Source organism: Nonomuraea antri (genome assembly GCF_013283785.1).
In the GTDB taxonomy this organism is placed as follows: domain Bacteria; phylum Actinomycetota; class Actinomycetes; order Streptosporangiales; family Streptosporangiaceae; genus Nonomuraea; species Nonomuraea antri.
Map to the genome: position 1 here is coordinate 1 of NZ_JABCPZ010000329.1, position 9,451 is coordinate 9,451.

A 9,451-nucleotide genomic window follows, 5' to 3' on the forward strand; every position below is an offset into this window, starting at 1 on the left:
GCCCCCGCCCTCCCGGCTCATGCCCTTGCCCAGCATCCCGGCCACCACCAGCACGAGGAGCAGCCCCAGCCACAGGATCCACCACGGGTCCCCGTTCGACCGCGAGCCGCCGCCGGAGCTGTAGGTGTCGCCGTCGTAGGCGAACGTCGGCAGGCTCGCCGCCATCACGCAGGGCGCGGTCGTGCCCGCCGCCGGGACCTTCTTCCTCAGCTTCGCCAGCGCCGCCGCGCCCGAGCCCTCCCGCCGCACCACCGCGTCGTCGTCGGCCCCGGTGAGCTGGGCGGCGGGGAAGGCCAGGTCGAGCGAGACGGCCTGACCCGCGGCCACGTTCTTGACGGAGCCGCCGGCGCCGCCCCGGTCGCGCGTCAGCGCCGCGCGGAAGCCCCGGCCGTAGGCCCGGTACTCCTCCTTGCCGCCCTTGTCATTGCCGCCCTTGGCCTTGCGCGGCAGCCGCACCGACACCCGCAGCAGGCCGAGCTCCTGCTGCCAGCCGCTGCCCCACACCGGCAGGTGCAGGAAGGCGTGCCGATCGTGCACGGAGACCGCCCGCTTGAGCGTGTACGACACCCGGAACGTGCGCGTCGTCTCCGGCTCGGCGGCGAAATACCAGACGACCCGGCGCGCCCCGTTCATGCACGCGTCGTCCGCGTACGTGTCCGCCGGCCGGTCCACGCCCAGCTCGGGCGTGCCGCTGCGCCGGTAGGCCGTCTCGCCCTCGGTCACCGTCACGTCCGTGACCTCGGCTCCGTCGAGTTGCGGCACGTCCACGTACGCGCCGTGCCCGGCCCGCGCGAAACGGAAGACGTGGTCCTCGTCCACGCGCACCGAGCCGTCGGCCGCGACGGTGGCCCGCACGACGGTCTCGGGCAGCGTGTACGCCGCCGGCTCCGCGGCCGGTGCGGCCCCGGGCGTGATCAGCGTGCCCAGGCCCAGCACCAGCGCCAGCACCGGGGGCGTCAAGGTTGCGTGCGTCACGCGCCTCAGCGTTACAGCCGCCGCCCGGTATCCGCACCCACATCCACCCATTCGGCATGAAGGGGGGACATCGTCGAGTTACAGCGGTTTGGTGTCGGGGTTGGTCGAGCTGCCCGGCCGCGCGCCTCCCGTGGCGGCCTTGGTCGGGGTGCGCACGACCTGGAAGTAGGAGGTCAACTGGCCCTTCACGGGTACCGGTTTCTCCTTCTCCTTCACCTTCTTCTGGTTCTTCCCGCCCGAGGCCGTCTTCCCCTTGACCACGACCCCGGGCGCCGACAGGGTCCGCATCACGGGCGAGCGGACGGTCGCGGCCTCGTCGGTGTTCGTGACGACGTCGCTGTCCGGAGTGGTCGACTGGGGCGGCTTGGGCGGCTTGTTGGACTTGGTGAAGAGCTCCTTCTCCTTGCCGACGGTTCTGAGGCTCTTCCCCTCGACGAGGAACAGCCGCCTCCCCTTGGCCCCCAATTGTTCCGCGGCGCCGCGCAGCTTGGCGTGCACCCAGTCGGGAGCCGCGCCGGGGAAGGCGTAGCGCAGGTGCAGGGGCTGATCCGAGGCCAGCAGCTCGCTGACGTAGTCGTCGAGCTGTCCCTGGAAGCTGGACATGAATTCGGGGGTCGGATTCTGCTCCGTGCCGTACCCCTTGTATTCGCAGAAACAGAGCGACGGGTCCTGTTCGCCAGGGGGGAACACCAGCTCGACGCTGTCCACGAACCTCAAATTGTCTGATTCCGGGGCGATGTACCCGGATTCGACGTTCTTGAGCTGGTATCTGCTGTGCGCGGCCATGGTGTGGTTGATCTGGAAGATGTAGCCGCGCAGTTCCGGCCATTCGGCCTTGGCCTTCCCACCGGCGATCGCGGCGAGCAGTTTGTCGATGCTGTCCCGCATCCGGATCAGCTGCTGGCCGTCGTTGAAGCCGTCATCGGTGAGGATGGGCATGACCTTGCTCAGCCAGGCGGCGGTGTCGGTGGCCTGCTGCTGGGCGGAGACCTTCTCCCCGGCCTGCTGCTTGCCCCCTCGCAGCACGTAGGCGGCGACCGCCGGACGCCTCTCGACGAGGAAGTCGCGGACCCCGCTGATGAGCGTCGTGATCCGGTCGTCGGGATCCTCGATGTCGTGCACCTGCTTCCCGCGGACGATCTTCGCCATGAGGACCAGCTGGTCGGTGGGGATCTGCTTCATCTGCTGGGTGGCGGCCGTCTTGACGAGGGCGCTCATCACCTGCGCGACCTCGAACGTCCCCGACCCTTCATCCGATTCCGCCATGAGCTCGGCGGCGAGGGACTGGACCAGCTCGCCCGGGTCGGTGCTCGTCGTGGTGATGGGCGGGGCCAGGAACGACGCCGTCTTCTTGGGCTTGGTGAGCGGGCTGTTGTCGATGACCGGCGTGTCGCCCGCCGTGATCTGGATCGGGCGCGGTGGCGGGGTGCCGGTCGTCTGGGTGCCGCCCGTGACGCGGTTGCCGGACAGCCCGCCGGCCAGCCCGCCGGACTGGCCGCCGGCCAGGCCGTCGGACTGGCCCTGGTTCGGCTTCTTGTTCGGCCCGGACGCCGACTTGCCTTTTCTCTTCATGGTCGTGGTCCGTCCTGGTCAGCGGGCGCGGTAGAGGAGGGCGAGTCGCAGGCCGCGCAGCGTGGCGCGGTCTCCGGTGAAGGTGAGCGCCAGCGGAGCGGTGGCGGGCAGCCCAGGGGTGGGGAGCAGGCGGCCGTCGGCCAGCGGGTTGCCGTGCACGGCGAACCGCGCGTCACCGGGCGGGTCCATGTCGTAGACCGCGAAGATGCCGGTGATCTGCGGGGTGTACAGGTCGGGCAGCAGTGCGGGCGACAGCGGGATGGTCAGTACCTCGGTGAACGACGCCCACTCCGCCGGGAACTCCTCCGCGACGTCGATGAACCGGGCCGCGTCGTACGGCTGCAGCAGCCCTCGCACCCCGGCCGCGAACGTCTCGCCGCCGTGGTCGGCCTCGTACCGCAGGGTGATCCTGGCGTCGTACAGGTCGGCGGCGCGGCCGGCGGAACGCGCGCCGGGCAGCGTGAGCCGCCAGGTGGAGACCGCGCCGGTGCCCTCGAACGGCAGGTAGCGGTCGTCGTCGTAGCGCAGCTCGAACAGGCCGTTGTTCTCCCAGCCCTCGCCCGGCTGCGACAGCGCGATCTGCCGCCCGGCCCGCCAGTCGGTGCGCACGCTGGTCGGCGGCGTGCCGGTCGGCGCCAGCAGGTACTGCACGCCCTTCGGGTCGGGTGAGAGCACCGTGTGGTGCGTGACCTGGGCGAGCGTGGCGTTGAGCGGCAGCGTCGCGCCGTCCGCGGCGACGAACGAGACGGCGACCGTGCGGATCTGGCGGCGGTAGTGGCCGGGGAAGTCGCGGTCGAAGAAGTCCTCGCTGAGCGCGAACTCGCAGCCGCCGGTCGTGCGCAGCGTGAGCAGCGCCACCGGGTCCAGCTCCAGCAGCGAGATCTGCCGGGTGATCTCCAGCCGGCGTCCGTCCCTGGCCGTGTACGCCTGACCCAGCCGGTCCAGGTCGTGCGCGAGGAGCTGCCCGGCGAGCAGGCCCTTACGCCGGCCGTCCCAGTGCGCGGCGGTGATCACGCTGTCGGTGGCGCCGCGCTCGTACTGGTAGGCGCGTTCTGCGGCGCGCGCCAGGTCGGCCGCCATCCCGTAGGTCTGGAAGTACAGCCCGGCCAGCCGGCCCGACATCCACTGGTACAGCTCGGCGCCGGTGAACTTCTCGCGCAGGAACGCCGTCACCGCCTCCTGGTTCGCGATCTGCCGGTGCAGGATGTCCAGTTCGCGCCGGGCGCCGGCCAGCCGCGCCTCGGCGCCGGTGACCTGGTGCTCGATCTGGGCGGCCTCGTTGGTGGCGACGGCCAGCTGCAGCCGGGTGTCCTGCATGGCCCGCTCCTGCTCGGCCCGCGCGCCGAGCAGCTCGCCCATGACCGACAGCCCCTCGCCGAGCGACTCGGCCACCCCGGCGGCGCTGTCCAGGGCGTCGCCGATCTCGTCGCCGCCGGCCATCGTGCCCATGATGAACGGGCCGGCCAGGATCTGCGGCGCGCCGTGCGCGAAGGACGCGCCGAGCCGCAGCCCGCTGGAGGTCAGGTGCGCGGTCGAGGCGGCGGCCAGCATGGCGAGCTGGGCGGCCTGCAGCGGCGTGGTGCCGGCGTCGATGACCTGCTGGAGATGGGTCATGCGGCCGTGCGCCCCGGCCAGCCCGGCACGCAGCGCGGCCAGGCTCTCCTCGGCCTCGGTGACCTGCGCCTCCTTGAGCACGCGGGTGAGCTCGAGTATCGCCGTCTCCTGGCCGGACTGCAGCAGGCCGAGCGCTTCGGCGTCGCCGCGTTCCAGCACGTCGAGCAGGGTCGCGCCGAACTGGCAGACGCGCTCGGTGAGCTCCTGCGCCCGGCGCAGCAGGAAGGTGAACCGGTGTTGCGGCACCTCGGCGGCCGGCGTGGCGGCCACGCCGTCGAGCTGCCCCGCGTACGCGCCCGCGACCAGCGTCATCGGGTCGATGGGCGGCTCGAACAGGGGCAGCGGCCGGCTGATGCCCAGGATGTCCAGCGACGCCCTGATCTTGGTGAGCCGGTCGGTGACCAGGTCCCAGTAGCCCAGCAGCATGGCGTTGACCGGCGTGAAGAAGTACGGGTGCCCGGTGCTGGCGTGCACCCGGGCCAGCTCGCCGAACAGCTCGTCGGCGGCCGAGACCTTCTCCAGCTCGGCGAAGCTCATGCTCGCGCCGAGCGGCATCGGCCCCGGCCCCGCCGGACGCCGTCCGAGCAGGTCGAAGGCGAAGATGTACAACATGCGCGCCTCGTCCACGCTCTCCGGGGTGTAGCGCCGGTAGAGCTGGTCGCCCCAGTCGAGCAGGTTGTCGATGTACCCGGCGACCACCGCGCGCCGGTAGGCCACCGGCCGCAGCGCCGCGATCGCGTGAGGGTCGAACGGGTCGTCCCGGTAGGCCGCGCGCAGGCTGTCCACGTCGCCGGTCACGTCGTACAGGCGGGGGAGCTCCATCGCGATCGCGAGCTCCTCGCCGGGCGGCAGGGCGGCCAGCGCGGCCAGGTCCCTGCGGTGCTCGTCGGTGAGCGGCGCGCCGCCGCGGAAGACCGGCACGAGCGAGTCGAGCAGCGCGATCGCGTCGCCGAGCGCGGGGTCGCCGTGCGTGCGCAGCGCGCCGGCCAGCGCGGCCGGGTCGGCGCCGAGGAAGGGCAGGAACCGCCACGGACGGCCGGGCCGCGTGGGGTCGAAGACGTACTCGTACCAGGTCCGCGCCTCGTCGAAGCGCTGCGCGGCGTTGAGCGCCTGCGCGATCAGCAGCGGCGCGTGGCAGAAGATCTCCCAGTAGTAGATGCCGTTCGCGCTGGTGAAGTCCAGGTGGGAACGGCCGGGCAGCCACTCCTCCTTGACCCGCTCGGCGCGGACCCTGATGGTGACGGCGTCGGAGTGCCCGGTGTCGAAGGCGGGCAGCTCGTCGGTCTCCTGGGTGGCGGTGTCCAGCAGCGCGGGCACCCCGCCGGCCAGCAGCCGCTGGTTCAGCTTGTACGCCGTGCTGGTGGTCAGCCGGACGATGTCGTGCGGCACCTCGGTGTACTCGTAAGGACGCGGGATGGCGCCGCCCTTGGGGTAGGCGGCGAACTGGTCGCCGAGGAAGAAGTACACGTCGTCGGCGGTCTCCAGGGCGCCGGTGATCCCGGCGGGCAGCCCGCCCCAGTTGCCGGCCAGCGGCCGCCACGACCACTCGCCGACTCTGGCGTACTCCTCGCCGCTGATCGCGTAGCCGCGGAAGACGGCGTCGATCGTGCGGGTGATCGGCTGCGGGTAGCCCTCGTCGACCACCTCGGGGATGCTGTGGCCGGGGCCCAGCGTGTAGCGGGCGAGCAGGGCGCCGCTGGTGATGAACAGGTACTTGCCGTCGGCGACCCACGCCGAGTTCACCGACGTCCAGCCGGGGCCGCCGGACGACGCGCCCGCCTGCGAGGGCGGGTCGTGCCGCCCCGGTCGCGGCCAGCCGCGCGCCGGCGTCTCCGCGGCGTCCGGCTCGGTGTCGGGGATCGGCCGGCCCCGGCGCGGCCGTGACGGGTCGGGCCGCAGCGGCTCGGTCAGCCCGAAGTACCAGGAGATGTACTCGGGGCTCTCGGGGGTGTTCGACCCCGCCGCCATCCGGGTGAACCGGCCGCCGCGGGTGTTGTTGAAGAAGTAACGCGTGCCGTCGGGCAGCGCGAACGCGGCGTCCACCCGGACCCAGTTGGGCAGCCCGGTGGCCCCCTTGATCGGCGCCGGCGCGACGGGCTCCGCCTCGGCGGGCATGATCGGCCGGCACAGGAAGCTGCCGCCCTTGTGGTCCACGCTGAACCAGGCGCCCTCGCCGATCCCGAAGCCGGCCGGCCGGTTGAACCAGATCACCGACGCCGGGTCGATCCCGTCCTCCTCCTCGTCGAAGATCGTCGTGACGTCGCCGGTGGGCGGCTGCACGGCGATCCCCGGCACCGGGACGGTGTACAGCTCGGGGGTGAGCGCGAACGACGCGCCCATCTCGCCGCCCGAGGTCCTGGCCACGTACGAGGTGATGATCGCCTGGTGGTCGCCGCCGCCGGGCAGCGGGCCCGGCCGCACCGCGAGGGTGACACCGAGGATCTCGTTGTTCGTCGCCCCGCCGGTGGCCAGCAGCTGCGCGGGCACCCACTCCTGGTTGAGGTTCACGTACGAGAAGTAGATCTTCACCGCGTGCCGCATCGGCGCGGTCACCTGCTGGCTGGTGCCGGACTCGACGATCGCGATGGTCGTGCTGCCGCTCTGCGCGGGCGGCAGGTCCTCGGCCACGGCCCAGAACACGAACGTCCGGTCGAAGGCCCGGACGGGCTGGACCCGGTCGGCGTCGATGCGCACGTCCACCTGCTGCCAGGGACGCCAGGTGGCCGACAGCTTGTCGCCGTCCCTGAAGGTGGCGGTGCGGCAGTAGTAGCGGCGCGGATCGCTGCGCGTGCGGCCGAACAGGACCAGGTCGCGCGCGCCCGCCTCGGCGGCGGCCACGTAGCCGCCGGCGATCTCCAGCCTGGACACCTCGGTGTACTCGTCCAGGTAGCGCTTGTAGGCGCGCTGCGCGGTGGCGGTGGTGACGCCGCTCTGCAGCAGGTCGCTCTCCAGGTCGGCGAAGCCGGGCGTCTTGGTGTCGCGCAGCTCGGGACGCAGGTAGTTCTCCGGATACAGGTAGACCTTCCTGTTGGCCTCCCACACCCGGTAGTTCTTCATCCACGACCACCAGCGGCGCAGCCGCGCCCGCCGCTCCGGGTCGGCCAGTGCCGGGGCCCGCTCCAGGTCCAGCAGGCAACGGTGCAGGTAGAGCTGCACGGCGGCGATCGCCTCACGGATCCGCGAGGTGACGCCCTGGCCGCCCATGTCGACGTCGATGAGCTGCCGGTCGAACAGGTCGGTGGAGTCCGCCAGGGCCGGATCGTCCGCCAGCACCACCGACAGCAGCGCGTCACGCCGCAGCACCCGGTCACGCTCGCCGGCCAGCCCCGGCAGCCCGGACGGCGGCACCTTCGCCTTGCCCGCCAGCGCGAACAGCTCGCGCGCGGCCAGCACGAAGCCCATGTCCGACTCCGACCGCAGTGTGCGCTGCGCCCACCGCAGCTCGGCCGCGTCCCAGCCGAACAGCGCCGCCATCGTCCGGTACGGGTCCTCGTCCGCGGCGGTCAGCGCGTCGGCCGCGCCGTGGCCGAGCGCGGCGAACCTGATGATCGTGAACAGGTCGGCCAGCCGGTGGTCGGCGGCGTCGGCGAAGCCCTCGGCGATCGGGCGCACCAGCCCGGCGTCGCTGACGTACTCGCGGCCGCGCACCAGGTACAACCGACCGGCCAGGGTGAACGCCGCGTCCACGCCGCGCTCGAACTCGGGCGGCACCGCGCCCCAGTCGTCCTTGATCGTGCGCGGGAAGCCCGGGTCGGCCAGGCCCAGGGCGGTGGTCCCCGGCGTCGCCGTCTCCGGCGTGGTCTCCCGTGCCGCGTCGTCCTGCTCGACCGTGTAGCGGACGTACTGGTCGCGGCGGAAGGCGAACACCTCGTCGCCGACGGACACCACGGCGTCCACCGGGCCGTCGAACGCGGTGCGCACCCGGCCCCACACCGGCGGCGGCGTGCCCGGCGCGTCGGCCCGCAGGTGGCGCCCGCCGGCGAACAGGTGGATGCCGTGGCCGGCGAAACCCGCGTCCACGCCGTCGCGGAACTCCTCGGGCAGCTGCGCGGGCAGTCCGAGGTCGTCGGCCAGCCAGGGGAAGATCGCCCGCGGGTAGCCCGCGTCCTGGCGGACGTACTCGTTGCCGGTGTAGCGGCTGTAGCGGTCGCCGGACAGCAGGTAGGTGCGCTCGCCGACGACCAGCGCGGCGTCCAGCCCGCGGCCGAGCGGCCTGGTGCGGCCGGCCAGGTCGGTGTAGGCGGCCTCGTACCCGGCCTCGTGGCCGGTGCCGAACGCGGTGTCCAGCACCGCCTCCCGGCCGGCCGAGACCACGTGGCAGCGACCGCCCGCGAACAGGTACAGGCTGCGCCGCCCGGTCACCGCCGCGTCCACCCCGGCGGCGATCGCGTCCTCGAACGACTCGGCCAGGCCGGGGAACTCCTTGCGGAAGTTCCTGGCCAGCGGCTTGGGATAGCCGGGGTCGGCGTGGGCGTACTCCTGCGTCGAGTACCGCGCGTACCGGTCGCCGCTGATCAGGTACGTGCGCCCGGCCCAGGTGAACGCCGCGTCCACCCGGCCGAACGACTCCCTGGCCGGGTCGGTGAGCGGGCCGAACGCGCCGTCGGCGTACCGCCGGTACCGCTCGCCGAAGCAGAAGTGGGTCGCGCCGTCGCCGCCGACGTACGCGCTGGTCAGCGTGCCCTCGAAGCCCCGCCACAGCCGGCCGAGCGGCTGCGGCGCCGACCCGTCGGGCAGCGTGTACGTCAGCCCGGACAGCAGCACCAGCGTGTCGCCCACCGGCAGCACGGCCCGCGGCTGCTCGTCGGCGTTCCAGAACGACGCGTCGGTGACCTGGGGATATCCGGGATCGGGCGTCTCGTAGTCGCGGCCCGAGTAGACCACGTACCGCATGGACCCGTTCTCGTCGGGCCGCTCGAACAGGTAGGTCGCCTCACGCCAGACGTAGGCGATCGCGACGCTGGTCAGCCCGCCCCACGCCGCCGCGATGTCACGCGGCCGGCCGCCGTCCACCGTGTAGCTGTCGCCGCTGAACAGGTACGTGCGCCGGTCGCGCCCGGTGAACCCGGCCTCGACGGCGCCCAGCCCGCGCGGCCTGCCCCACGCCTCGGCGATCGGGTACTCGCGATCGACGAGCGTGTCGTAGCAGGAGTCGCCCTTGAACACGTAGGTGACGCCGTCGGTGCCGCGCAGGACCGCGTCCAGGCCGGTGCGGAACCGCTCGGGCACCTCGCGCAGCAGCCGCGGCCGGACCGGGCCGCTCACCCGGCCCAGCCCCTCCACCGAACCC

Annotated in this window: 3 protein-coding genes; all 3 read right to left on the minus strand. The window is 72.8% G+C overall.

Annotated features, from left to right (window positions below; all coding sequences use genetic code 11):
* On the minus strand, nt 1-975 hold a 975-nt coding region (locus HII36_RS50840; RefSeq protein ID WP_173530607.1), incomplete at its 3' end, for a DUF2207 domain-containing protein.
* A gap of 78 nt (nt 976-1,053) precedes the next feature.
* Nucleotides 1,054-2,547, minus strand: coding sequence for a hypothetical protein (locus HII36_RS50845; protein ID WP_173530608.1), 1,494 nt, complete (start codon nt 2,545-2,547; stop codon nt 1,054-1,056).
* Between the two features lie 18 nt (nt 2,548-2,565).
* Nucleotides 2,566-9,426 (minus strand): Tc toxin subunit A-related protein, encoded by a 6,861-nt coding sequence (locus HII36_RS50850; protein WP_217370986.1) that lies wholly within the window; start codon nt 9,424-9,426, stop codon nt 2,566-2,568.
* Between the last annotated feature and the right edge of the window lie 25 nt (nt 9,427-9,451).